This window comes from Pseudomonas sp. LBUM1644, assembly GCF_059716195.1.
In genome coordinates this window covers 543,041-568,834 of sequence record NZ_CP166812.1, presented here as the reverse complement: position 1 = coordinate 568,834, position 25,794 = coordinate 543,041, and the positions used below count along the sequence as shown (strand labels likewise).

The 25,794-nt window shown below is 59.7% G+C and carries 22 protein-coding genes and 2 tRNA genes; 4 read left to right on the top strand and 20 right to left on the bottom strand.

From position 1 onward, the window contains the following. Nucleotides 1-10: 10 nt before the first annotated feature. The 7 genes from dnaB to rnr form a co-directional block, all read right to left on the bottom strand. The gene (dnaB, locus tag ACA052_RS02580; RefSeq protein WP_497648262.1) at nucleotides 11-1,405 is read right to left on the bottom strand and encodes a replicative DNA helicase; all 1,395 of its coding nucleotides are present in this window, start codon (nucleotides 1,403-1,405) and stop codon (nucleotides 11-13) included. A 133-nt stretch (nucleotides 1,406-1,538) separates the two neighbouring features. After that, entirely contained in the window at nucleotides 1,539-1,985 is a 447-nt protein-coding gene (rplI, locus tag ACA052_RS02575; protein ID WP_003197251.1) for a 50S ribosomal protein L9, read from the bottom strand. A gap of 19 nt (nucleotides 1,986-2,004) precedes the next feature. After that, entirely contained in the window at nucleotides 2,005-2,898 is an 894-nt protein-coding gene (locus tag ACA052_RS02570) for a hypothetical protein (protein WP_497648261.1), read from the bottom strand. A gap of 36 nt (nucleotides 2,899-2,934) precedes the next feature. After that, the gene (gene rpsR, locus ACA052_RS02565; RefSeq protein ID WP_002551829.1) at nucleotides 2,935-3,165 is read right to left on the bottom strand and encodes a 30S ribosomal protein S18; all 231 of its coding nucleotides are present in this window, start codon (nucleotides 3,163-3,165) and stop codon (nucleotides 2,935-2,937) included. A gap of 28 nt (nucleotides 3,166-3,193) precedes the next feature. Continuing rightward, entirely contained in the window at nucleotides 3,194-3,616 is a 423-nt protein-coding gene (rpsF, locus tag ACA052_RS02560) for a 30S ribosomal protein S6 (RefSeq protein ID WP_003217491.1), read from the bottom strand. Between the two features lie 276 nt (nucleotides 3,617-3,892). Then, nucleotides 3,893-4,660: a 23S rRNA (guanosine(2251)-2'-O)-methyltransferase RlmB gene (gene rlmB / locus ACA052_RS02555; protein WP_497648260.1), complete on the bottom strand. Its 768-nt coding sequence runs from the start codon at nucleotides 4,658-4,660 to the stop codon at nucleotides 3,893-3,895. Further along, nucleotides 4,657-7,293: a ribonuclease R gene (rnr, locus tag ACA052_RS02550; protein ID WP_497648259.1), complete on the bottom strand. Its 2,637-nt coding sequence runs from the start codon at nucleotides 7,291-7,293 to the stop codon at nucleotides 4,657-4,659. The genes rlmB and rnr overlap by 4 nt, the downstream gene beginning before the upstream one ends. Nucleotides 7,294-7,519: 226 nt before the next feature. On the opposite strand from rnr, the gene ACA052_RS02545 reads away from it, so the two are divergent. Next, nucleotides 7,520-7,606, top strand: a tRNA-Leu gene (locus tag ACA052_RS02545). A 166-nt stretch (nucleotides 7,607-7,772) separates the two neighbouring features. Beyond that, nucleotides 7,773-7,859 (top strand) — tRNA-Leu (locus ACA052_RS02540). Nucleotides 7,860-7,875: 16 nt separating this feature from the next. Here the strand turns inward: ACA052_RS02540 and ACA052_RS02535 are convergent. After that, nucleotides 7,876-8,076, bottom strand: coding sequence for a hypothetical protein (locus tag ACA052_RS02535; protein ID WP_497648258.1), 201 nt, complete (start codon nucleotides 8,074-8,076; stop codon nucleotides 7,876-7,878). Between the two features lie 41 nt (nucleotides 8,077-8,117). On the opposite strand from ACA052_RS02535, the gene ACA052_RS02530 reads away from it, so the two are divergent. Together ACA052_RS02530 and ACA052_RS02525 are read left to right on the top strand one after the other, a co-directional pair. Then, the gene (locus ACA052_RS02530; protein ID WP_497648257.1) at nucleotides 8,118-9,128 is read left to right on the top strand and encodes an extracellular solute-binding protein; all 1,011 of its coding nucleotides are present in this window, start codon (nucleotides 8,118-8,120) and stop codon (nucleotides 9,126-9,128) included. After that, nucleotides 9,128-10,696, top strand: a complete 1,569-nt coding sequence (locus ACA052_RS02525; protein WP_497648256.1) for an ABC transporter permease — start codon at nucleotides 9,128-9,130, stop codon at nucleotides 10,694-10,696. The genes ACA052_RS02530 and ACA052_RS02525 overlap by 1 nt, the downstream gene beginning before the upstream one ends. 84 nt (nucleotides 10,697-10,780) lie before the next feature. Here the strand turns inward: ACA052_RS02525 and ACA052_RS02520 are convergent, their stop codons facing one another. From ACA052_RS02520 to ACA052_RS02465, 12 genes are all read right to left on the bottom strand, one after another. Further along, the gene (locus tag ACA052_RS02520; RefSeq protein ID WP_497648255.1) at nucleotides 10,781-12,715 is read right to left on the bottom strand and encodes a methyl-accepting chemotaxis protein; all 1,935 of its coding nucleotides are present in this window, start codon (nucleotides 12,713-12,715) and stop codon (nucleotides 10,781-10,783) included. A 150-nt stretch (nucleotides 12,716-12,865) separates the two neighbouring features. Next, the gene (locus tag ACA052_RS02515; RefSeq protein WP_497648254.1) at nucleotides 12,866-14,155 is read right to left on the bottom strand and encodes an adenylosuccinate synthase; all 1,290 of its coding nucleotides are present in this window, start codon (nucleotides 14,153-14,155) and stop codon (nucleotides 12,866-12,868) included. 54 nt (nucleotides 14,156-14,209) lie between these two features. Continuing rightward, complete coding sequence (locus ACA052_RS02510) at nucleotides 14,210-15,397, bottom strand: ATP phosphoribosyltransferase regulatory subunit (protein WP_109627704.1); 1,188 nt, start codon at nucleotides 15,395-15,397, stop codon at nucleotides 14,210-14,212. Nucleotides 15,398-15,712: 315 nt separating this feature from the next. Then, nucleotides 15,713-16,582 (bottom strand): protease modulator HflC, encoded by an 870-nt coding sequence (hflC, locus tag ACA052_RS02505; protein ID WP_059405812.1) that lies wholly within the window; start codon nucleotides 16,580-16,582, stop codon nucleotides 15,713-15,715. Beyond that, the gene (gene hflK / locus ACA052_RS02500; RefSeq protein WP_497648253.1) at nucleotides 16,582-17,754 is read right to left on the bottom strand and encodes an FtsH protease activity modulator HflK; all 1,173 of its coding nucleotides are present in this window, start codon (nucleotides 17,752-17,754) and stop codon (nucleotides 16,582-16,584) included. Before hflK ends, hflC begins: the two co-directional genes overlap by 1 nt. A 96-nt stretch (nucleotides 17,755-17,850) precedes the next feature. Further along, nucleotides 17,851-19,152 carry a ribosome rescue GTPase HflX gene (gene hflX / locus ACA052_RS02495; RefSeq protein ID WP_497648252.1) on the bottom strand — a complete coding sequence of 434 codons (1,302 nt, stop codon included), beginning with the start codon at nucleotides 19,150-19,152 and terminating at the stop codon, nucleotides 17,851-17,853. A gap of 12 nt (nucleotides 19,153-19,164) precedes the next feature. Beyond that, entirely contained in the window at nucleotides 19,165-19,425 is a 261-nt protein-coding gene (gene hfq, locus ACA052_RS02490; RefSeq protein ID WP_007902656.1) for an RNA chaperone Hfq, read from the bottom strand. A 95-nt stretch (nucleotides 19,426-19,520) separates the two neighbouring features. Next, the gene (miaA, locus tag ACA052_RS02485) at nucleotides 19,521-20,492 is read right to left on the bottom strand and encodes a tRNA (adenosine(37)-N6)-dimethylallyltransferase MiaA (RefSeq protein WP_497648251.1); all 972 of its coding nucleotides are present in this window, start codon (nucleotides 20,490-20,492) and stop codon (nucleotides 19,521-19,523) included. Then, on the bottom strand, nucleotides 20,492-22,402 hold the full coding sequence (gene mutL, locus ACA052_RS02480; protein ID WP_497648250.1) for a DNA mismatch repair endonuclease MutL: 1,911 nt from the start codon (nucleotides 22,400-22,402) through the stop codon (nucleotides 20,492-20,494). Before mutL ends, miaA begins: the two co-directional genes overlap by 1 nt. After that, nucleotides 22,399-23,826 carry an N-acetylmuramoyl-L-alanine amidase gene (locus ACA052_RS02475; protein WP_497648249.1) on the bottom strand — a complete coding sequence of 476 codons (1,428 nt, stop codon included), beginning with the start codon at nucleotides 23,824-23,826 and terminating at the stop codon, nucleotides 22,399-22,401. Before ACA052_RS02475 ends, mutL begins: the two co-directional genes overlap by 4 nt. After that, on the bottom strand, nucleotides 23,827-24,297 hold the full coding sequence (gene tsaE / locus ACA052_RS02470; RefSeq protein ID WP_497648248.1) for a tRNA (adenosine(37)-N6)-threonylcarbamoyltransferase complex ATPase subunit type 1 TsaE: 471 nt from the start codon (nucleotides 24,295-24,297) through the stop codon (nucleotides 23,827-23,829). Further along, the gene (locus ACA052_RS02465) at nucleotides 24,285-25,784 is read right to left on the bottom strand and encodes an NAD(P)H-hydrate dehydratase (protein WP_497648247.1); all 1,500 of its coding nucleotides are present in this window, start codon (nucleotides 25,782-25,784) and stop codon (nucleotides 24,285-24,287) included. Before ACA052_RS02465 ends, tsaE begins: the two co-directional genes overlap by 13 nt. Nucleotides 25,785-25,794 lie beyond the last annotated feature (10 nt).

The window sequence follows — 25,794 nt, the reverse complement described above, 5'->3', positions numbered from 1 at the left end:
ACAACACAGGTTATTCGTCGTCGAAGTTGTAGCTGCCCGGCGCGAGGTTCTCGAAGCGGGTGTACTTACCAATGAACGCCAGTCGTGACGTACCGATCGGGCCGTTCCGCTGCTTGCCGATGATGATCTCGGCAATGCCTTTATGCTCGGTTTCCGGGTGGTAAACCTCGTCCCGGTACACGAACATGATCACGTCGGCATCCTGCTCGATCGCTCCGGATTCCCGGAGGTCGGAGTTGATCGGGCGCTTGTTCGGTCGCTGCTCCAGGGAACGGTTGAGCTGCGACAACGCCACTACCGGGCAGTTGAATTCCTTGGCCAGGGCCTTCAAGGAACGGGAGATTTCGGAAATCTCGTTGGTCCGGTTGTCGCCGCCAGAACCCGGGATCTGCATCAATTGCAGGTAGTCGATCATGATTAGCCCAACATCGCCGTGCTCACGCACCAGACGCCGGGTCCGCGCACGCATTTCCGACGGGCTGATACCGGCCGTATCGTCGATGAAGAGCTTGCGATCGTTGAGCAAATTGACCGCCGAGGTCAGGCGCGGCCAATCGTCGTCTTCCAGGCGACCGGCCCGGACCTTGGTCTGATCAATCCGGCCCAAGGACGACAACATACGCATGATCAGCGATTCGCCTGGCATCTCCAGCGAGTAGACCAGGACGCACTTGTCGCTGCGCAACACGGCGTTTTCCACCAGGTTCATCGCAAAGGTGGTTTTACCCATGGACGGACGGCCGGCGACGATGATCAGGTCGGAAGGTTGCAAGCCACTGGTCATGCCGTCCAGGTCGGTGTAACCCGTGGACAGGCCGGTGATGGCGTTGTCGGTGTTGAACAAGGTGTCGATGCGGTCGATGGCTTTGGTCAGCAGGTCGTTGACGCTGACCGGCCCGCCAGTTTTCGGACGGGCCTCGGCGATCTGGAAGATCTGCCGTTCAGCTTCGTCGAGGATTTCCTCAGCGGAGCGGCCTTCCGGGTTGAAGGCGCTGTCGGCAATCTCGGTGGCGATGCCGATCAACTGCCGCAGGGTTGCCCGCGCACGGACGATCTGCGCATAGGCCTTGATGTTGGCGACGGACGGCGTGTTTTTCGCCAGTTCGCCCAGGTAACCGAGGCCACCGACTTGCGACGTCTGACCTTCCTTGTCCAATTGCTCGGCAAGGGTCACAACGTCGATCGGGGAGTTCTGGTCGGCGAGCTTGGCGATCGCACGGAAGATCAAACGGTGGTCATGTCGATAGAAGTCACCGTCCGACACTTGATCCAGCACGCGTTCCCAGGCGTTGTTGTCCAGCATCAAACCACCGAGCACGGCCTGTTCGGCCTCGATGGAATGCGGCGGCACCTTCAGGGATGCGGTTTGCAGGTCATATTGCTCGGGTGCGGAGATATCGTTCATGGCCACTTGGTTATATTAGAAAAGCAGGGTGTGAAAAACAGGAACTGCAGAAAGACAAAGGGCACGACCTGTAAACAGGATCGTGCCCGATGTTACCGACAAGCACCCGAGGGTGCCAGCCGACAAGTGCTGCTTAAGCTGCTACCACGACAACGCGTACGGTGGCTTCAACTTCGGCGTGCAGGTGCACGGCTACGTCGAATTCGCCTACGTTGCGGATGGTGCCGTTCGGCAGACGAACTTCGCTTTTTGCAACTTCAACGCCAGAGGCGGTCAGTGCATCAGCGATGTCGTGAGTACCGATCGAACCAAACAGCTTGCCTTCGTCACCAGCGGTGGCAGTGATAGTCACTTCCAGCTCAGCCAGTTGGGCGGCGCGGCTTTCAGCCGAAGTTTTACGGTCTGCTGCGGCTTTTTCCAGCTCAGCGCGACGCTCTTCGAACGCAGCCAGGTTGGCAGCGGTCGCAGCGGTAGCTTTGCCGTAAGGCAGCAGGTAGTTACGACCGTAACCAGCCTTAACGTTCACTTTGTCACCCAGGTTGCCCAGGTTGGTGACTTTTTCCAGAAGGATCAGTTGCATGTGAAAATCCTCTTAACTTTTAACCTTCACCGTTCGCGCTATCGACGTCTTTCGGCGCCGAACGACCGCGAAAATCAATCAGGCTGTCGACGATGGCCAAGACCACCAGCAACGGATAGATCAGCTGCATGAACAGCAACAGCGTGACGTACAACCCCACCAGCCAGAACCTGGCCAGTCGCTTTTGCGCCACCAGCCCGTGAATCAGGGCCAGCCCGGCGAACACCAGCGGGACACTGCACAACGGCGTCAACATGGCCATCTGCGGACCGATATTCGGCCCCAGAAGCATGAACGCCAGCAGTAACATCGCCAGCCCCAGCGGGAATCGGATGGCGCGAAACTCGCGACCAAAACCACCCGGGTTGTACAACAACGCCTGCCAGTAGCGCCCGACAAGCAGGCTCAGCACACTGACGATTTGTAACAAGGCCGCAATCAGGCCGGTCAGGACCGGTGCAATCAGAGACGCAAAATGCGCTTGCTCGTCTACCGACAACTTCTCGTAGACATCACCGAGGAGCGACGGCATGACTTTTATCAAAGCCTGCGCCAGCATCTCGATTTGGGGACCAAAAGCCATCCCCAGCACCACTGAAAACACCACTCCCATCGCTATGCTGACCAGCAGCACGCGGTTCCAGGACTCGCTTGCGCGCAAAACCAACGCAAGGCTCCAAGACCCCAGCAGCACCAGAAGTGCGCGTGGGTCATCGGCGTAAAGCCACCAGATCAATGCCGGCAGCAGTCCCAGGGCAAGAACGCCCAGGGCGTCCTTCAATCCGCGCCGCAGAAGCACAAGGCATCCTGCGGCAGCACCCAACCAATACAACAACGGCAACGTTACGCATCCAGCCACTACGAGAGTGGCCTGCATACGGCCTCGCATGATGAACTCAGCTATGGCGCGCATGCATTCAATCCTTTGCTACGTGTCGACTGCCCGGTCTCAGCGGCCGTGGCTGTCGGTGTAGGCCAGCAGGGCCAGGAAGCGGGCGCGCTTGATAGCGGTGGCCAGCTGACGCTGATAACGTGCTTTGGTACCGGTGATACGGCTTGGAACGATTTTGCCGGTCTCGGATACGTAGGCTTTCAGAGTGTTGAGATCTTTGTAATCGATCTCTTTCACGTCTTCAGCGGTGAAGCGGCAGAATTTACGACGACGGAAGAAACGTGCCATGTAATAGGCTCCTCAAAAGGTCCGTGGATTACTCGTCAGCGTTATCGCTGTTGTCGCTGTCATCACTATCAGCGCTTTCAGCGCCTTCGTGCTCAGGACGGTCGCGACGCTCACGGCGCTCACTGCGGTTTTCTTCAGCCTTGAGCATCTCGGATTGGCCGGTAACGGCTTCTTCGCGACGGATGACCAGGTTACGGATCACTGCATCGTTGTAGCGGAAGTTGTCTTCCAGCTCGGCCAGGGCCTTGCCAGTGCACTCAACGTTCAGCATCACGTAGTGAGCCTTGTGAACATTGTTGATTGCGTAGGCCAGTTGACGACGGCCCCAATCTTCCAGACGGTGGATTTTGCCGCCGTCTTCTTCGATCAGCTTGGTGTAACGCTCTACCATGCCGCCGACTTGCTCGCTTTGATCCGGGTGGACCAAAAAGATGATTTCGTAATGACGCATGAATGCTCCTTACGGGTTGTAGCCTGCCGCTCAAAAGCGGTCAGACAAGGAGTGAATGACACTTATGGACTTGCCTGCGATAGACACATGCGTGCCTGCCGTCACAGCAAGGGGCGCAATTGTAGAGAAGGGACAGGAGAGGTGCAAGGCAATTGGTGATTATTTGAACAATCACGCCAAACACCTGTAGGAGCTGCCGAAGGCTGCGATCTTTTGATCTTGAAAAATCAAAAGATCGCAGCCTCGTTTCACTCGGCAGCTCCTACAGGGGTTGTGTCAGGACTTTTTGCCGGCTGTGGCGGCTTTGACGCTGCGCTGGCGCTGAGCCTCGAACAGGCACACACCCGTCGCCACGGAAACGTTGAGACTACTGACGCTACCGGTCATCGGCAGGTGCACCAGGTAGTCGCACAGATCGCGCGTCAGGCGACGCATGCCGCTGCCTTCGGCGCCCATGATCAGGATGGTCGGGCCGGTCATGTCTTGCTGATACAGGCTTTGCTCAGCCTCGCCCGCCGTACCGACGACCCACAAGCCGCGCTGCTTGAGCTTTTCAAGGGTGCGCGCCAGGTTGGTCACCGCGACCAACGGAATCACTTCCGCTGCGCCACAAGCCACTTTTCGCACCGTCGGGGTCAGGGTGGCTGACTTGTCCTTTGGCACGATCACCGCCAGCGCACCGGCCGCATCGGCCGAACGCAGGCAAGCGCCAAGGTTGTGCGGATCAGTCACGCCGTCGAGCACCAACAGCAACGGTGCGCCTTCGGTGCGATCGAGCAACTCGTCGAGCATGGCTTCGCCCCAGACCTGGCTCGGACTGACGTCCGCCACCACGCCCTGGTGCACGCCTTCCACCCAGGCATCCAGCTCACGACGCTCGGCATTGCCGACGGCCACACGATTTTCGGCAGCAAGCGCGATCAACGTTTGAACGCGCGGATCACTGCGACCTTCCGCCAGCCAGATCTGCTTGACGCGCTTCGGGTGGTGCCGCAGCAACGCCTCTACCGCGTGTACGCCGTAGATTTTTTCCAAATTGCTCATGACTTGGCCTTAGGTTTACGCGCCCCGCCGCTTTTGGCAGCTGGAGCGGAACCCGCTTTTGGCGGGCCTTTACGGTGTTTGCTCGGTTTCGCTGGCTTGCCGCCGGGGGCCTTGTCAGGCGCCGACCGTCCGGTCTTTCCCCCAGACGCCGCTTTACCGCCGCTTTTCGCTTCAGACAGCAACGCCTGCTTCATTTCACGGCTTTTGCGCAGCTCGGCGTTTTTTGCCGCGGCATCGCTTGGGCGATAGGCTTCGACAGCCTTTTCCTTGGCAGGACGACGACCGGTTTTAGCCGGCGCCGGTTCTGCTGCAGCTGCGGTTTTAGCAGCAGGCGCAGTGGCTTCAGTCCCGCGCTTTTTGCGACCAATCGGCGCGCTGATGGTTTTTTCGGCCATCTCGAAATCAATCTTGCGCTCGTCGAGGTCAACGCGCATGACGCGAACTTCAACAGTATCGCCAAGACGGAAGCTGCGACCGGTACGTTCACCGGCCAAGCGGTGATGCACTGGATCGAAGTGGTAGTAATCGCCCGGCAACGCGGTGACATGCACCAAGCCTTCGACATAAATGTCTGTCAGCTCGACGAACAGGCCAAAACCGGTCACGGCGGTAATCACACCCGGGAACGATTCGCCCACGCGGTCTTTCATGAACTCGCACTTGAGCCAGTTCACGACGTCGCGGGTCGCCTCGTCGGCACGACGCTCGCTCATCGAGCACTGCTCGCCGAGCTGCTCCAGCGCCGCTTCGTCGTACGGATAGATACGCGCTTTCGGGATGGTCATCGCGCCGGCACGGCGAACGTGCGGCGTGTCCTGCTTGGAATGGATGACGCTACGGATCGCCCGGTGCGTGAGCAAGTCCGGGTAGCGACGAATCGGCGAGGTGAAGTGGGTATAGGCTTCGTAATTCAGGCCGAAGTGGCCCTGGTTATCAGCGCTATACACCGCCTGGCTCAGCGAGCGCAGCATGACGGTCTGGATCAGGTGGAAGTCCGGACGGTCCTTGATGCTCGCCAGCAATGCCTGGTAATCCTTCGGCGACGGGCCGTCCTTGCCTTTGTGCAGGGACAGGCCGAGCTCTCCGAGGAAGGCGCGCAGTTTTTCCAGGCGCTCCGGTGGCGGGCCATCGTGGACGCGATACAGCGCAGGAATTTCGTGCTTTTTCAGGAATTCGGCAGTGGCCACGTTGGCCGCCAGCATGCATTCCTCGATCAGCTTGTGCGCGTCGTTGCGAACGGTTGGACGGATTTCGGCAATCTTGCGCTCGGTCCCGAAGATGATGCGGGTTTCCTGCGTTTCGAAATCGATCGCGCCACGCACGTGACGAGCAGCCAGCAGCACCTTGTACAGCGCGTAAAGTTGCTTGAGGTGCGGCAGAACGTCGGTGTACTCGCCGCGAAGCTGACGCGCCTCGGTGAGTTTCGGCGTTTCCAGCATCGCGCTGACTTTGTTGTAGGTCAGGCGAGCATGGGAGTGAATCACCGCTTCATAGAAGCAGTAGTCGGTCATCTCGCCGGATTTGGAGATGGTCATCTCGCAAACCATGGCCAAGCGATCGACGTGTGGATTCAGCGAGCACAGGCCGTTGGACAGCTGCTCAGGCAGCATCGGCACGACGCGCTCGGGGAAATACACGGAGTTACCACGGACCTGGGACTCATTGTCCAGAGCCGAGCCGATCTTCACATAGCTGGAAACGTCGGCAATCGCCACGTACAACTTCCAGCCGCCAGAGAACAGGCGAAGTTTGCCCGGCTTGGCTTCGCAGTAGACCGCGTCATCGAAGTCGCGCGCATCTTCGCCATCGATGGTCACGAACGGCAGATGGCGAAGGTCGATGCGCTTCTCTTTGTCTTTCTCTTCGACTTCAGGCTTGAGCTTGGCGGCTTCTTTCAAGACCGCTTCAGGCCAGACGTGCGGAATGTCGTAGGTGCGCAGGGCAACATCGATTTCCATGCCCGGCGCCATGTAGTTACCCACGACTTCGACCACGTCGCCTTGCGGCTGGAAGCGTGGCGTCGGCCAGTGAGTGATCTTCACTTCGACGAATTGGCCGACCTGCGCGTTGGCGTTGCGACCCGGGGTGACCAGTACTTCTTGCTGGATCTTCGGATTATCCGCGACAACGAAACCGATACCGCCTTCTTCGAAGTAGCGACCGACGATGGTCTCGTGGGCACGAGAGACCACTTCGACGATCATGCCTTCGCGGCGACCACGACGGTCCAGGCCGGAAACACGAGCCAGGGCACGGTCGCCATCGAACACCAGACGCATTTGCGCCGGGCTCATGAACAGATCGTCACTGCCGTCATCCGGGACCAGGAAGCCGAAGCCGTCACGGTGACCGCTGATGCGGCCCAGGATCAGGTCGAGCTTGTCCACCGGCGCATACGTGCCGCGACGGGTATAGATGAGTTGAGCGTCGCGCTCCATGGCGCGCAGGCGGCGACGCAGGGCTTCGATCTGGTCTTCTGTGGTCAGACCAAACTCTTCCACCAGCTGTTCGCGGTTAGCAGGCGAACCCCGATCAGCAAGGTGCTGAAGGATCAGTTCGCGGCTAGGAATAGGGTTTTCATATTTTTCCGCTTCACGAGCGGCCTCGGGATCGAGGGACTGCCAATCGGCCATTAGAGAGTTTTCACCTTGTCTATATGCGGGTTAGTTTGGCATAGGCGTAATGAAACGGGAAATTTCAAGCTATGACAGCCCTTCTAAAGCCCTTTATCGACACCCAACAGCTGAATTAAATGCCACTGGTAAAATTTTCCAGGTTTTTTCGATGTCAGGGGTTTACAGTTAAAAAGACGCTCCGTATAGTGCGCGCCATCGACGACGCACTAGCGCTGCCGATACTGCCCAGATGGTGAAATTGGTAGACACGCCAGCTTCAGGTGCTGGTGACCGCAAGGTCGTGGAAGTTCGAGTCTTCTTCTGGGCACCAATTTCGAACTTGAGATTAGATCAATTTCAAGGCTCGCACAAAAACCCGCGAAAGCGGGTTTTTTGCATTCTAAGCATCTGATTTATTAAAACTAAATCAGGGGTTTACAGATCAAATAGCTCTCCGTATAGTGCGCCACATCAACAGCGGCAACGCTGAAGATGCTGCCCAGATGGTGAAATTGGTAGACACGCCAGCTTCAGGTGCTGGTGACCGCAAGGTCGTGGAAGTTCGAGTCTTCTTCTGGGCACCAATTCAAATTTCAGAGTTTACTCTGGGATTTCACAAAAACCCGCGAAAGCGGGTTTTTGCGTTTCTGGCATTTGAAAAACATGAACCCCTGTAATAGCTGCCGAAGGCTGCGATCTTTTGATCTTAAAAATCAAAGTCAAAAGATCGCAGCCTTCGGCAGCTCCTACAAGGGCCAGGCGCTCTGCAAGGCGCACTTGAGAAACAATATCGTTTATCATTGTTGCAAGTTTTTGCAATGCGACAGTGAGGAACCCTGCGAATGATGTTTCGAAATACCCTGCGCCGAGGCTTGACCTTTACCCTGCTCGGCCTGGCTCTCGCCACTCCCCTCACCCAAGCCGCCGACCCGGTTTCCCTGACACTCTACAACGGCCAACACAAGGAAGTCGGCGACGCCATCGCCAAAGCCTTCGAGGCCAAGACCGGCATTCACGTCAATGTGCGCAAAGGCAGCAGCAACCAGCTCGCCAGCCAGGTCGTCGAAGAGGGTGACCGCTCCCCGGCCGACGTGATCTACACCGAAGAATCGCCACCCCTGAACAAACTCGGCGAACAAGGCCTGCTGGCCCAGACCGATGCCGCCACCCTCGCCGTCCTGCCCAAAGACTATGTCGCGGGTAATAGCACCTGGATCGGCATCACCGCCCGGGTCCGCGTTGTTGCTTACAACCCGAAACTGATCGACGAAAAAGACCTGCCCAAGTCGGTGATGGGGTTCTCCGATCCGAAATGGCAAGGCAAGGTCGGCTTCGTGCCTACCAGCGGCGCGTTCCAGGAACAGGCCGTGGCGATCATCAAAGTGCATGGCATGGACGCCGCGGAAGAATGGCTCACCGGCCTGCGCGCGTTCGGCAAGACCTACAGCAACAACATGGTGGCGCTGAAGGCTGTGGAAAACGGCGAAGTCGCCACGGTACTGGTGAACAATTACTACTGGTTTGCCTTGCAGCGCGAGAAAGGCCAACTCGATTCGAAACTGCATTACTTCACCGGCGGCGACGTCGGCGGCTTGATCACGGTTTCCAGCGCTGCCGTACTGAAGTCCAGCAAACACCCAAAAGAAGCCCAGCAATTACTCGCCTACATGGCCAGCGAAGAAGGTCAGCGCGTGATCACCCAGACCACTGCCGAATACCCGCTGCACAAAGGCATGGAGTCGGATCGCGGCCTCAAGCCATTCGGCGAGCTGCAAGCGCCTAAAGTCACGCCAGCCGACCTCGGCAATGCCGAAGAAGCCCTGGACCTGGAACGTGACGTTGGCTTGAACTAATGAGCGCAACGTTATCCACCCCGGCCGCCCGCAGGGGGTACGTGCCAAGGCGCAAGCGGCCTTCGATCTGGCTGTTACTGCCGGTATTGCTGTTGGTGGTTCTCAGCCTGTTGCCGCTGGCGTATGTCGGACTCAAGGCCTGGCAGGCCGGCTGGGCCGAGGCGATACATCTGCTGTGGCGGCCTTATGTGTTTGGCCTGCTGCGCAACACTCTGGCGCTGATGGTCGGTGTGACGCTCGCCTGCGGTGTGATCGGTTTGTCGCTGGCCTGGCTGCTGGAGCGCAGTAATTTGCCGGGACGCCGGTTGTGGGGCGTGATCCTGTGCCTGCCGTTCGCGGTACCGGCCTTCATCAGCAGTTTTACCTGGGTGTCGCTGAGCGCACATTTCGAAGGGCTCGGTGGGGCAATCCTGGTGATGACCCTGTCCAAATACCCGCTGATCTTTCTGCCCGTCGCGGCTACCCTGCGCAATCTCGATCCATCCCTGGAAGAGTCCGCCCGCACGCTTGGACAGAATCGCTGGGGCGTGTTTTTCAGAGTCACGTTGCCGCTGCTCTGGCCGTCATTGCTGGCCGGCTCAGTGCTGATCGCGCTGCACATGCTGGTGGAGTTCGGCGCGCTGTCGATCATCGGCTTGCAAACCTTTACCACGGCGATCTATCAGCAGTTCGAACTGGAATTCAGCAACGCCAACGCGGCGATGCTTTCTGCGGTATTGCTGGTGATGTGCCTGGTATTGCTGTGGCTTGAGCTGCGCGTACGCGGCAAGGGCCGACACGTGCGCACCGGGCAGGGCGCGGCGCGCCAAGCGGCACAGGTTCGATTGGGACCTTGGGCGGCTGCCGGACACCTGTATTGCCTGGCGCTGACGATCATCGGGAGCGGCATTCCGCTGGGGATGCTGGCGTACTGGTTGGCGGTGGGTTCGTCGGCTGCATTCCCGGTAGCCGCGATCAGTGAGGCTTTGCTGTCGTCGCTGGCGCTGTCATTGGGCGGCGCGGCGTTGTGCCTGGTCCTGGCGGTGCCGGTGGGATTGCTGGTGGTGCGCTACAAAGGACCACTGGCGATCTGGGCCGAGCGCTTGCCGTATCTGCTGCATGCGCTGCCAGGGCTGGTGATTGCGCTGACCCTGGTGTACTTCGCCCTGCATTATGTGCCGGCGCTGTATCAGACTTCGGCGCTGCTGCTGATTGCTTATGCGTTGCTGTTTCTGCCACTGGCGCAGGCACCGATTCGCACGGCGCTGAACAAGGCGGCGCCGCAGCTGGAAGAAGCTGCACGCACACTCGGGGCATCGTCGTTCAGTGCGTTTTGCCGAGTGACGTTGCCGATCATTTTCCCGGCATTGGGCGCGGCGTTTGCGCTGGTGTTTCTGGATGCGATGAAGGAGCTGACAGCGACGCTGTTGCTGAGTCCGACAGGGCTCAATACGCTGGCGACGGAGGTGTGGGCGCATACCGCGAATGTGGAATTTGCGGCGGCGGCGCCTTATGCGGCGTTATTGATTTTGGTGTCGGGGTTGCCGGTTTATCTGCTGACGACGCGGATGTATTTGAGCCGCGGATAAAGCAAAAGATCGCAGCCTGCGGCAGCTCCTACACGGGATATGCGTTTCCCTGCAGGAGCTGCCGCAGGCTGCGATCTTTTGATCTTAGGCCCTGAACTGCCCCAGGCTCGCCTTCAACTGCGCCGCCAACCCATCCAGCACCTTACCGCTGGCCGTGGTTTCCACCACCGCCTGAGCCGCTTTTTCAGCCTGCGCATGAATGGTCTCGACCCGACCACGTACCGCTTGCGCGCCTTGCGCCTGATGCGCCGCCGCCTGGGTTGCCAGACCTATCGCCGCATGCACTTGCTCGACCGACGCCTGCACCGACTGCTGCAACCGCGCGCTGTCACGCAACACCAACAAACCTTCGTTGGCCTGGCGCCCGGCCTGCCCAATCGCCGCCACAGCCTCACGCGCGCCCTGCTGCAAGGCCACGATGTGGGCCTGGATGTCACCGGTGGAGCTCTGAGTCTTGCTCGCCAGGGCCCGAACCTCGTCAGCCACCACGGCAAAACCGCGACCGGTTTCACCCGCACGCGCCGCCTCGATGGCCGCGTTCAGCGCCAGCAGGTTGGTTTGCTCGGCGATCCCGTGAATCACCGTCAGCACCACTTCAATCTGCTCACTCTGCTGCGCCAGTCGCTCGATGACTTTCGCCCCGGTATCGACCTGCCCTGCCAACGCTTCGATCAAGCTGCCGACCTTCGCAGAAGTGCGGGTGTTTTCATCAGTGGCTGAGCGGATGTCCACCACTTGCTGCAACGCGGCCTGCATGGCATGGCTTTCCGACTGAGCTTCATCAGCCATCTGCGACAACGCGCGCAGACTCTCGGCCACTTCATCACGCTGCATGCCCGCCGCCGCATCAGCCCCGGCATTGCGCAGGGTCATGGCGCCGATTTCCACGCCAGTCCGCTGGGCCACATCACCCGCCTCCCGCACGATCGGCTGCAACTTATCCACAAAGCGATTGACCGCCGACGCCATGTCGCCGATTTCATCCTTGCTGTTGATCTGCACACGCTTGGTCAGGTCGCCTTCACCCGCCGCCAGGTCATCCATGGCGCAGATGAGCATTTTCAAGCGATTGACCACTCGGCGCCCCAGCACCACCGCGATCAGCAACAGGACACCCAGACCGACCAGCGCCAGGCCCATACCGATGCGCCAACGCAAGGTGGCGGCCGCTTCCTGCACGGTATTGGTCGTGTTGGCCTTCATGTCCGAGGCGGTGGATTGTGCTGACTGCAAACGCGCACGCATCGCCGTAGCGCTGTCGGCCGCCGCACCTTTCAAGCTGTCGCCCACCAGTTGATCACTGCTGGCAATCAACGCGGAGAAGCGCTTGTCCAGGGCCGCCAGATCAGTTTCCACCGAGGCGGTCGAGACACCCATCAAGACCTTGCCGATCTCCACGCCATTGGGGTTGATCGAGGCTTCAATATAGAAAACCGAAGGGTCGTTCTTCGCCGCATCCAATACCTTGTCCAGCGCTCGCTCGCCCTGACCTTTTTCCAAAAGCGCCTTGTTGATCGGGTTTTCCCGATTGAGGTAGCGCGTCAGGTGTTGGCCAGTGGCATCGTCATAGACCACGAACAGCACGTTGGGATTGCGCTGTGCCCGGCGGGCGAATTCGGACAGGGTTGGAACATCACTGTCCCACATGGCGCGGGGTGCGACCGAGGCCAGAAGCTGCGCCATATCATTGGCGGAGTCCCTCAAGTCTTTTTCCAAAGTCGTGCGCAACTGCGCCTGCTCTTCCTCCAAACGCGAGGACAAACCGGCCGTGAGTCGCTGACGCGTGCTCGTGGATAGGCTATCGAGGCTCGACGTGACTTCACGCCCCGCCTGCTCCAGCTCGCCTGAGAGTTTTTGACTGTCCGCACCCAGGCGCACGCCGAGATCTGCCTCCAGCGCAGTCACTGTGCTCCGGGTCAGGGCAACAGCCACCAGCACCTGCACCAAAAGGGCGATACCAAGGGTAACGAACACAGGCCGCAACAAACGGCTTTGTAACAATGAGAGAACGGCCGACACTTGATATCCCTCTGCTTTGACGCCATTAAATTGATGGCACGCCAGAAGTCATGCACTTAATGAAGATCACAGCAAAGGTCATGCCGTCCAACCGGCAGAAACGACAAAGGGCCCAATTAAGGACCCTTTGTTTTTTACATCAACGACTTATTAAGCGAACGGGTGACGCAGAACGATGGTTTCGTTGCGGTCCGGGCCCGTCGAAATAATGTCGATCGGTGCGCCGATCAGCTCTTCGACACGCTTGATGTAGGCACGCGCGTTGGCTGGCAGCTCTTCCAGGGCTTTGGCACCCACGGTCGACTCGGTCCAGCCTGGCACTTCTTCGTACACCGGCTGCAGACCGACGTAGCTATCAGCGTCAGTCGGGGCAACATCGTTACCGTCTGCATCTTTGTAGCCGACGCAGATGTTGATGGTTTCCAGACCGTCGAGTACGTCCAGCTTGGTCAGGCAGATGCCCGAGATGCTGTTCACATCGATAGCGCGACGCAGGATAACAGCGTCGAACCAGCCACAACGACGGGCACGGCCGGTAGTCGCGCCAAACTCGTGACCTTGTTTGGCCAAGTGCGCACCGACTTCGTCGAAGAGTTCAGTCGGGAATGGACCCGAGCCTACACGCGTGGTGTACGCCTTGGTGATGCCCAGGATGTAGTCGAGGAACATCGGGCCAACACCCGAACCGGTAGCAACACCGCCAGCGGTGGTGTTAGAGCTGGTCACGTACGGGTAGGTACCGTGGTCGATGTCCAGCAACGAACCTTGGGCGCCTTCAAACATGATGTCTTTGCCCGCGCGACGCAGGTCGTGCAACTCGGCCGTCACGTCCAGCATCAGCGGCTTGAGCAGCTCAGCGTATTCTTTGCACTCAGCCAGGGTCTTTTCGAACTCGATGGCCGGCTCTTTGTAGTAACCCACCAGCATAAAGTTGTGGTAATCCACCAGCTCACGCAGCTTGTCTTCAAAGCGCGGCATGTTGAGCAGGTCGCCAACACGCAGGCCACGACGCGCAACCTTGTCTTCGTAGGCCGGGCCGATGCCGCGACCGGTGGTACCGATCTTCAGCTCGCCACGGGCCTTTTCACGGGCCTGGTCCAGCGCAACGTGGAAGGACAGGATCAGCGGGCAGGATGGGCTGATACGCAGGCGCTCACGCACCGGTACGCCTTTCTCTTCCAGCTTGATGATTTCCCGCAGCAGAGCATCGGGGGCAACCACCACACCGTTGCCGATCAGGCACTGTACGCCTTCGCGCAGAACGCCCGACGGAATCAGGTGCAAGACGGTTTTTTCGCCATCGATCACCAGAGTGTGACCTGCGTTGTGGCCACCTTGGTAGCGCACTACGGCGGCAGCATGTTCGGTCAGCAGATCAACGATCTTGCCTTTGCCCTCATCACCCCATTGGGTGCCCAGGACTACGACATTCTTACCCATAACACTTGTCCTCATTCGCGCAAACTTGGTGCCGGCGGCAGCCGGCAGGAAAACTCAAGAAGCCAGTGGCGATACTTGCCAAAGCCCGTTCTGCTGAATCAATTGCCGGTCGCAGTCCGCTTCACGGGCGGCGGCCAAAGGTTGCCCAGGCAAAGCCTGGACGACACGCTGACCCTCACTGCGCAACTGACAAACCTGCTGCCAGAGTGCCGCATCCGTACTGTCAGGCATCCAGATACCGCCAGACGGTAGCTCGATTTCAGCACGCCCCAGGGTCACCAGGGTTTTCAAATCGGTAGAGAAGCCGGTTGCCGGACGGGCACGACCGAAATCGGCGCCGATGTCGTCATAACGACCGCCTTGGGCAATGGACTGACCAACACCCGGCACGAACACCGCGAACACCACACCCGTGTGGTAGTGGTAGCCGCGCAACTCGCCCAGGTCGAAGTAAAGCGGTAATTCCGGGAAACGCGTGGACAGACGCTCGGCAATTGCCAGCAAGTCATCCAGAGCCGCCAATACAGGCGCCGGCGCATTCGCCAGACGCTCGCGGGCAGCGCTCAACACTTCACGGCCGCCACACAGGTCGACCAACGCTCGCAGCATGCCCGACAAGTCGGCAGGCAAGCCTTCGGTCAGGGTAATAACCTCGTCGATCGCCTTGCGTTGCAATGCATCGAACAACTGTTGCTCGACTTCACCCGACAAACCCGCTGCGCGAGCCAGGCCACGGTAGATACCAACGTGACCGAGGTCCATGTGCACGTCCGGCACATCGGCCAGCTGCAGCATGGCCAGCATCAGGCTGATGACTTCAACGTCGCTGCTCGGGCTGGCATCACCGTACAACTCGGCACCCAATTGAATCGGGCTGCGCGAGGACGACAAGGCGCGTGGCTGAGCATGCAGCACGCTACCGGCATAACACAGGCGACTCGGGCCTTCGCGACGCAGGGTATGCGCATCGATGCGCGCCACTTGCGGCGTGATGTCGGCACGGAAACCCATCTGCCGACCCGATTGCGGGTCGATGACCTTGAAGGTACGCAGATCGAGATCCGAGCCCGCACCGGTCAGCAGGGATTCCAGGTACTCGATATGGGGAGTCACGACAAACTCGTAACCCCAGCTCTGGAACAGATCCAACACCTGACGACGCGCTACTTCAATGCGCGCCGCTTCTGGTGGCAGTACTTCTTCGATGCCATCTGGCAGCAGCCAGCGGTCTACCGTTGCCATTACGCCATTCCCCTATGATCCGGGCGGCAAGCCTGTGGGCGAGCCTTGAGTGAAGCAGAAAATGATCGGTTCGATGCACAAACCACGCGCAAGAACGACGTGGCGAAAAGCCTGAAACCGGCTTCGCCAACCACTTTCCTCGAAAAATCTGTCGAGTCATTCGACTCGGGCGACTGCATAAAACAGCAATCAAACGTGCAGACGCAAAAAAGCCGGGAATTTCCCGGCTGCCGCATCATACACACGTTTTCCCAAAGGATCACCCCGCCAGAGGCTTTAGCCGCCAGGCGGGGGATGATTCAGGTCAACGCCGTATCAAGGCTTGGCTTTTTCCAGGTAGCGGAAGAAATCGCTGCTTGGGTCCAGGACCATGACGTCGGATTTGTTCGCGAAGCTTTCACGGTAGGCACGCAGGCTACGGTAGAAACCGTAGAACTCCTGATCCTGGCCGTAGGCCTTGGAGTAGATAGCAGCGGCTTGGGCATCACCGTCACCGCGAACCTCTTCAGATTCACGATAGGCTTCAGCCAGCAGCACGCGGCGCTGACGATCGGCGTCGGCACGGATGCCTTCTGCCAGCTCATTACCCTTGGCGCGATGCTCGCGAGCTTCACGCTCACGCTCGGAGCTCATGCGCTCGAACACACTGCGGTTCACTTCTTTCGGCAGATCGATAGCCTTGACCCGAACATCGACGACTTCGATGCCCAGCTCTTTTTCCGCCATCTTGTTCAGCGAAGCCGTGATATCGGTCATCAGCGCATCGCGCTCACCTGACACCACTTCGTGCAGGGTGCGCTTGCCGAACTGGTCACGCAGGCCCGATTCCAGGCGACGGGAAAGACGCTCGTCGGCAATCTGCTTGAGGCCGGAAGTCGCGGTGTAGAAGCGCTCGGCATCTTTCACGCGCCACTTGGCGTAGGCATCGACCATGACAGCTTTCTTTTCCAGCGTCAGGAAGCGCTGTGTCGGTGCATCCAGCGTCATCAGGCGTGCGTCGAATTTACGCACCTGGTTCACGTAAGGCACTTTCACATGCAGGCCCGGCTGAACATCAGCCTGGACCACGCGACCGAACTGCAGCAATACCGCGCGCTCGGTCTGAGCCACGATGTAGAAGCAGTTCCAGGCAGCGATCGCCACGACGACGCCAACAATTAGGGCGATCAGCGATTTATTGCTCATCAGCGACTCTCCCTGGTACGTGCTTGCTGTTGCTGCAGATCAGCTGCCGCACGCGTATTCGCTTCATTGCTGGTGGCTGCCGCACCGGTCACCGGAGTGCTGGTGTTGCGACCACTTTCGACCATCTTGTCCAGCGGCAAGTACAGCAGATTGCTCTGGCCATTCTTGTTGCCGGTCACGAGAACCTTGCTGGTATTGGTGAAGACTTCCTGCATGGTGTCCAGGTACAGACGCTCGCGGGTGACTTCCGGTGCCTTGCGGTACTCGCTGACCAGTTTGGTGAAGCGATCGGCCTCACCCTTGGCGCGCGAGACGGTTTCGTCACGGTAGCCATTGGCGTCTTCGATGATGCGCTGGGCCTGACCACGAGCTTCCGGCACGACGCCGTTGGCATAGGTTTCAGCCTGGTTACGCGAACGCTGCTCGTCTTCACGGGCGCGGATCACGTCATCGAAGGCTTCCTGCACTTCGCGCGGTGCGGCTGCGCTCTGCACGTTGACCTGTGTAATGGTGATGCCGGTGCGATAGGTATCCATGAAGCGTTGCAGACGCTCTTTGATCTCGCTGGCCATCAACTCACGACCTTCAGTCAGCACCTGATCCATGGCGGTGGAACCCACCACGTGGCGCAAGGCACTTTCGGTCGCGTGCTGCAGGCTGATTTCCGGCTGATCAACGTTCAGCACGAAATCCTGCAGGTTGCTGATCTTGTACTGCACGGTCAGCGGCACTTCGACGATGTTCTCGTCTTCAGTGAGCATTTGACCCTGCTTGGTATACGCACGCTCACGCGTGACGTTTTCCAGGTACTTGCGATCGATCGGCGGGAAATAGATGTTCAGGCCCGGGCCGACGGTTTCGTAGTACTTGCCGAAGCGCAGCACCACGGCTTGCTCCTGCTCGTCCACTACATAGACCGCGCTGTACAGCCACACGGCCGCCAGCACGACCAGACCGATGCCGAGCAGGCCGCCAAAGCCGCCACTCCTGCCCGGACCACCGCCGTCATCACCACGTTTCTTACCACCACCGAACAACCCGTTCAGGCTTTCCTGCAGCTTTCGGAAGGCCTCGTCGAGATCCGGTGGCCCCTTGCGGTCGCCGTTATTGCGGCGCTTGCCACCCCAAGGATCCTGATTATTCGAGTTGCCACCCGGCTCATTCCAAGCCATAGCGCTCTCCATCTGATAAAGCAAAGACGCACCCACGGCGCGCCGACCAATGCTACAGAATGCCTGTCACCACGGCACAACCGCTTTCTCAGGCTTTTATTGCAAAGTGTGTTGCTCGATGAAGTCCATCGGTTGCAGACCTTCGCGGCTCACCAGTCGATTCAACTCGACCCGAGGCAAGCGGACGGCCAGCAGGCAGATGCCTTCTTCGTCGTGTTCTTCTTTCTGTACCGCACCAAGTTCGAAAAACTGCGCACGCAGTCGAGCAAAGCGTTGCGGCAAGCGCAAGGTACCCACAAACAAATCACCGCCCAGTAACTCGGCAATGGCTTGCTCAAGCAATTCCAGACCACTGCCATCACGCGCCGACAGCCAGACCCGCTGGGGCTTGCCGTTTTCGTCGCGCTGGATTTGTGGCTCAACGCCTTCAAGCAAATCGAGTTTGTTATAGACCTCGAGGATCGGCAAGTCCTGGGCTCCGATCTCGCCCAGCACCACCATCACCTGCTCGATCTGCAACATGCGATCCGGTTCGGCCGCATCGATCACGTGCAAAAGCAGGTCAGAGTTGCTTGACTCTTCGAGCGTAGACCGAAATGCCTCGACCAGTTTGTGCGGCAAGTGGCGTATGAAACCCACAGTGTCAGCCAGGACAATCGGCCCCAGGTCATCGAGCTCCAGACGGCGCAAGGTCGGGTCCAGCGTGGCGAACAACTGGTCAGCCGCGTACACGTCGGATTTCGTCACGTTATTGAAGAGCGTGGATTTGCCGGCGTTGGTATACCCCACCAGGGACACGGTAGGAATATCCGCACGCGAACGGCCGCGGCGCGACTGCTCGCGCTGACTGCGCACTTTTTCCAGCCGGCCCTTGATCTGTCGCAGGCGAACCCGCAGCAAACGGCGGTCGGTTTCCAACTGGGTTTCACCCGGGCCACGCATACCGATACCGCCACCCTGACGCTCAAGGTGGGTCCAGCCACGAACCAGCCGGGTGCTCATGTGGTCAAGCTGGGCCAGTTCTACCTGGAGCTTGCCTTCATGGGTACGGGCACGCTGGGCGAAAATATCGAGAATCAGACCGGTACGGTCGATCACGCGACACTCGAAAACACGTTCGAGGTTACGTTCCTGACTGGGCGTGAGGATGTGATTGAAGATGACCAGATCGGCCTTTTCGGCATGGACCAGGTCGCGCAGCTCCTCGACCTTGCCGCTGCCAATCAGGAATTTGGCGGTTGGCCGATGACGCGGCACGTTAAAAAACGCAACGGTCTCGGCGCCGGCCGAATTAGCCAACTCCTGAAACTCCTGCGGATCTTCGCGCGCCTCAGGGTCCTGTCCATCCAAGTGAACGAGGATCACTCGTTCACCACCACCGTGGCGCTCAAAGAACAAAGGAAACTCCTATCAGGCGTTACCTGGCTCAGCGTCACCTGCTTCGGATTCGGTTGCGCTAGGCAGACGAATTGGACGAACCGGCACCACTGTAGAGATAGCGTGTTTGTAAACCATCTGGCTGACGGTGTTCTTCAGCAGGATAACGAACTGGTCGAAAGACTCGATCGTGCCTTGCAGCTTGATACCGTTGACCAGGTAGATGGACACCCCAACTTTCTCTTTACGTAAAGTATTCAAGTAAGGGTCTTGTAGCGAATGCCCTTTTGACATGTGCCGCACTCCTTTAAGGATTCAATATAAAAAAATAGGTAAACAGATGGCTTGTGGCCGTCACACCCCCAAGGATAGACGGCAATTGCAAGGACTCAGCTCAATATGGAGATGGTCCCCAAGTATTTCAAGGCGCGCGGCAGATTGTCGCAATCGAGACTGTCCAACCAGTGCAAGTCAGCCCAACTGCGCAACCAGGTGAACTGGCGCTTTGCCAATTGGCGCGTGGCAATGATTCCACGCTCCTGCATCTCGGCTTGCGTCAGCTTGCCATCCAGGTAATCCCAGACTTGTCGATAACCTACCGCACGTATCGACGGCAACCCTGAATGCAGGTCGCTTCGTTTACGCAGGGCTACGACCTCGTCAATGAATCCCTGTTCCAACATTAAAGTGAATCTTTGTTTAATTCGCTCGTGCAGTACCTGACGATTTGCCGGAGCAATGGCCAAGTTCGCGACAGTATAGGGCAATTGTTGCAGTCCCGAAGCGGCTGCTTCAGTACTTTGCGCAGATTGTTGCAACCGAAGTGCGGTCATGCTCTGACCGCTGACGCGATAAACTTCCAGCGCTCGACTGAGCCGCTGGGGATCGTTCGGATGAATACGCGCAGCGGATTGCGGGTCGATCACCGCCAGTTGCTCATGCAGGGCTTGCCAGCCAAGGCGTGCAGCCTCTTCTTCGATCTGCGCGCGGACGTCGGGATCGGCGGCGGGCATGTCTGCCAGACCTTCGACCAAAGCCTTGTAATAGAGCATTGTGCCGCCGACCAACAGCGGAATTTTTCCCCGCGCCGTGATCTCGGCCATTGCTTCCAGCGCATCACGACGAAAATCCGCGGCCGAATAGCTCTCTGCCGGGTCAAGAATGTCGATCAAGCGGTGCGGGAATTCGCCAAGGATCTCTTTCGACGGCTTCGCAGTGCCGATGTCCATGCCGCGGTAGACCAGGGCCGAATCGACGCTGATCAGCTCGCACGGCAGGACCTTGGTCAGCTCGATGGCCAGGTCGGTCTTGCCCGCTGCGGTCGGGCCCATCAGGAAAATCGCAGGTGGGAGCTGGCTCATCAACGACCGCGCAGGAACAGTTTGTCCAGATCGTCCAGGCCCAGTTGGGTCCAGGTCGGTCGGCCATGGTTGCATTGACCGCTGCGCTCGGTGTTTTCCATATCCCGCAGCAGACCGTTCATTTCCGGCAGGGCCAGGCGTCGATTCGCACGAATCGCGCCGTGACAGGCCATCGTGCCGAGCAGTTCGTTCAGGTGCGCCTGAATCCGGTCACTGGTGCCGTATTCCATCAGGTCCGCCAGCACGTCACCCACCAGACGATTGGCTTCGGCCTGCTTGAGCAGTGCCGGAATCTGCCGGATGGCCAGGGTTTCCGGCCCCAGGCGCTGCAATTCAAAGCCCAGGCGCTGGAACCAGGCGACGTGTTCCTCGGCGCAATCGGCTTCACGCTGGCTGACCGCCAGGGATTCCGGCACCAGCAGCGGTTGGCCGCTAAGGCCTTCGCTGGCCATGGCGATCTTCAGGCGCTCGTACATGATCCGCTCGTGAGCGGCGTGCATGTCCACCAGCACCAGACCCTGGGCGTTTTCCGACAGAATGTAGATACCCTTGAGCTGCGCCAATGCATACCCCAGCGGCGGAATATCATCCTGTCCGGCTGGCAGTGCTACCGCATTGGCTTCGGGCAACGGCGCGAAAAACTCGCGATAGGCGGCCTGGGCTTCAGCTGCGGGCACGCCTGACTGAGGTCGCGGCGTGTATTGATACTGATAACCGGCGCCCGAGCCCGAGCCCGCTGTCGTATTAAACGACGATTGCGCCTGAGGCTGTTCCAGCAACGCATTGGCCGCCAGGCGCATCTCACCCTGGGGGCCGAACTCGCCGGCATCGATTCCGCTCGGCCGAACAATGGCAGTTGCCACAGGCGCAGCCAAATGGTCTTCCGGCCGCACATCGCCCAAGGCGCGGTGCAAAGTGCCGTAGAGGAAATCGTGAACCATGCGGCCGTCACGAAAGCGTACTTCGTGCTTGGTCGGGTGCACGTTGACGTCGACCCCGGCTGGATCGACTTCAAAAAACAGCACGAACGTCGGGTGCCGACCGTTGAACAGCACGTCGCGATAAGCCTGGCGAACCGCGTGGGCCACCAGTTTGTCGCGTACCGCGCGCCCGTTCACAAAGAAATATTGTAAGTCCGCCTGGCTGCGATTGAACGTCGGCAGACCGACCCAACCCCACAAATGCAGGCCATTGCGCTCGATTTCGATCGGTAGCGCCTGCTCTAGAAAGCCCGAACCGCAGATCGCCGCCACACGCCGGGCGCGCGCCGCGTCGTCATGGGCTTCGTGCAGGCTGAGGATGGTCTTGCCGTTGTGGCGCAGATGGAACGCCACGTCGAAACGCGCCAATGCCAGGCGCTTGATCACTTCTTGCAGATGATCGAATTCGGTTTTTTCGGTTTTGAGGAATTTGCGCCGCGCCGGGGTGTTGAAGAACAAGTCGCGCACTTCCACCGAGGTACCCACCGGGTGAGCCGCCGGTTGCACCCGCGGCGCCATGTCCCGGCCTTCGGTCTCGACCTGCCAGGCCTGATCGGCATCACGGGTGCGAGACGTCAGGGTCAGGCGCGCCACGGAGCTGATCGACGCCAGCGCTTCACCGCGAAACCCCAGGCTCATGACCTGCTCGAGGTCTTCCAGGTTACGAATCTTGCTGGTGGCGTGACGCGCCAGGGCCAGCGGCAAGTCATCGGCAGAAATGCCGCTGCCATCGTCGCGAACACGCAGCAACTTGACGCCACCCTGCTCGACGTCGACATCGATGCGCCTGGCACCGGAGTCAAGACTGTTTTCCAGCAACTCCTTGATCACTGATGCCGGGCGCTCGACCACTTCACCGGCGGCAATCTGGTTCGCCAGTCGCGGGCTGAGCAGTTCGATACGCGCCGTGTTGGTCAGTACCTGGTTCATTCTTTGGCCGCCAGCTCAGTGCCGGGAATGGTCAGGGTCTGACCGATTTTCAACTCATCGCTTTTCAGGTTGTTGGCGCTGCGCAAGGTGGCCGGGGACACCTGATAACGCACGGCAATCATTGCCAGGGTCTCGCCCGGGCTGACGCGGTGGTCACGCGGGCCTTGGGCAATCTTGCCGGAATCACGCAGCCAGGCGATGTAAGTGCCCGGTGGCGGGTTCTGTTGGAAGAACTGACGGACGCCAGCGCTGATGGAACGCGCGAGCGCCTGCTGGTGGCTCGCCCCGGACAACTTGGAGGCTTCATTGGCATTGGAGATAAAGCCGGTTTCCACCAGGATCGACGGAATGTCGGGCGACTTCAGCACCATGAACCCGGCCTGCTCCACCCGTTGTTTGTGCAACGGCGTGACGCGGCTGATGTTGCTCAAGACCTTTTGGCCAACGTCCAGGCTGGAGGTCAGCGAAGCGGTCATCGACAGGTCGAGCAACACGCCGGCCAGCATGCGGTCCTTGTCATCGAGGCTGACGCTGCCAGCACCGCCGATCAAGTCAGAACGGTTTTCGCTGTCGGCCAGCCAACGGGCTGTCTCCGAGGTAGCACCACGGTCAGACAACGCGAACACCGAGGCACCGAAAGCGGCGGCCGAAGGCGCAGCGTCGGCGTGGATCGAGACGAACAGGTCGGCGCCCTTCTTGCGGGCAATTTCAGTACGACCGCGCAGCGGGATGAAGTAATCGCCGGTGCGGGTCAGTTCGGCGCGGAAGCCTTTCATGCCGCTGACCTGGCGCTGCAGTTCGCGGGCGATGGCTAATACCACGTCTTTTTCATGCTGGCCGCGAGAACCAGAAGCGCCCGGGTCTTCGCCACCGTGACCGGCATCGATCACCACAACGATGTCGCGTTTACCGGCCGGCGCAGGCGGCAGCTTGACGGCTGGCTCGACCGGGGTGACCGGCACCGGGGCCACCGTGGCAACGTTGGTTGGCGTCGGGATGGGCGCGGCATCGGCGGGATTGTCGAACAAGTCGACCACCAAGCGATTGCCGTACTGGGCGTTTGGTGCCAGCGTGAAACTTTTAGGCGTGACGGCTTTTTTCAGGTCGATGACCACCCGCAAATCGGTCGGCGTGCGTTGGGCCGAGCGCATGGCGGTGATCGGAGTGTTCGAGCTGTTGACGTTCAGTGGCGCACCGAGGGTCGCGCCATTGATGTCGATAACCAGCCGGTCCGGGGAGGTGAGGGTGAAGACGCTGTGCTGGACAGGCCCGGTCAGGTCAAACACCAGCCGCGTGTTGTCCGGCGCCCGCCACAGGCGAACGCTGTTGACCTTTGTCTCGGCCACAGCGTCGACGGTCACCGCCAGAAACAATACCCCTACGGCAGCAACCAACGCGCGAAAGCGCATACCTAACCCCATCATTTATTTGGATTCCAATGCCAAAGCGGCACACCACGACTCGCCACGCGAACCCTGGGGCAAAATTTTCAGCGAACGCCCGCTGTCTTGCGGGCTAATGGTAATGGTCAGGTCGGGCTTTGGCAAAAAGCCTGCACCCTTGCCGGGCCACTCGATCAGGCACAACGCATCGTCTTCGAAGTAGTCGCGGATGCCGAGGTACTCAAGCTCCTCAGGGTCGACCAGCCGATAAAGGTCAAAATGGAAGGCGCGCACGTCACCGATTTCATAAGGTTCAACCAGGGTAAAGGTCGGGCTTTTTACCGCGCCCACATGCCCCAGGCCACGGATGATGCCCCGCGATAGCGTGGTTTTACCCGCCCCGAGATCCCCCTCGAGAAAAATCAGACCATGCCCTTCGGTGGTTTGTGCGATGCGTGCGCCAAATGCCGTCATCGCCTCTTCATCAGCCAGGTACAGGGTTACTTCAGACACGGTGCTTGCTCCTCCAACAACTGACGAATGGCTGGAATCAGATCACTGGCCGCCAGCCCACGGCCCGATTTACCTTGTTGCGCGCCCGCATTGGCATGCAGCCAGACGGCCAGGCAGGCCGCGTCGAACGCTTCCATGCCCTGGGCCAGCAAAGCGCCGACCAGACCGGCCAGTACATCGCCCAACCCAGCGGTGGCCATCGCCGGATGGCCTTGATGACACAACGCCAAGCGCCCGTCAGGACTGGCGATCAGGCTGCCGGCGCCTTTCAAGATCACTATCGCTGTATATTTTTTGCTCAATGCGCGAGCAGCCGCAGGACGATCGGCCTGAACATCGGCGGTACTCATCCCGAGCAACCGCGCCGCTTCGCCGGGATGCGGCGTGATCACGCAGCCCTTGGGCAAGCTCACCTGTTCTTCTGCCAGCATATTCAGCGCATCAGCGTCCCAGACTTGCGCAAGCGCCGCGTTGGCGGCCGCCGACAACAGGCTGCGGCCCCAGGAAGCCTGACCCAGGCCTGGACCGATCACCAGCACGGAAACCTTTTGAAGCAGTCCCATCAACTGATTGGCCGACGAAGTGCCCAGTACCATCGCCTCGGGAATTCTGGCCAGTGCAGCAGCAACATGTTCGCTACGAGTGGCCACCGACACCATGCCGGCACCGCTGCGCAACGCACTTTGCGCGCTCAGCAGAATCGCGCCGCCAAAGCCGCGATCACCGCCAATCAGCAGCACATGACCGAACGCGCCTTTGTGTGAAGCAGGCGCGCGGGAAGCAAGACGCGGAAGATTGCCGGCCGACAGACGGCGAGCACTGCTGGCCGCAGCGTCAAGCAATTGCGGATCAGCGTGCAGATCGTTGAAAACCAGCTCACCGACCACGTTCGCGGCATCGCCGGTGAACAGCCCAAGCTTCAAGCCGATGAAAGTGACGGTCAGGTCGGCACGCACCGCAACGCCGAGGATCCGACCGGTATCGGCGCACAGCCCGGAAGGGATATCCACCGCCGCCACCGGTAGGTCGCAGGCATTGATCGCCGCGATTGCACTGGCGCAGGGCTCCCGCACCTCTCCCGTCAAACCGGTGCCGAGCAGCGCGTCCAGCACGATGCCACGCAATTGAACGGTGGCACTCCAGGGTTCGATCGACACTTTTTCGGACACGGCCTCGGCCTGCGCCGACGCGGCATCGCCCTGTAGACGCTGGGGATCACCGACCGTCAGCACCCGAACCGACCAACCAGCCCGCTGTGCCAGCACCGCCACCAGATAACCGTCCCCGGCATTGTTGCCTTGACCGGCCAGCACACTCAATTCACTGGCCGCCGGCCACTGGCGAACCAACGCCCGCCAGGTCGCCCGCGCTGCGCGCTGCATCAGTTCGAAGCCCGGTGTGCCGGCCGCGATCAGGCTCGCATCGAGGGCTCGCACTTGCGCGGCGCTGTACAGCGCGTCGGGTAAATCATCTTTAGTCTGCGGCATGCGTCTTCGG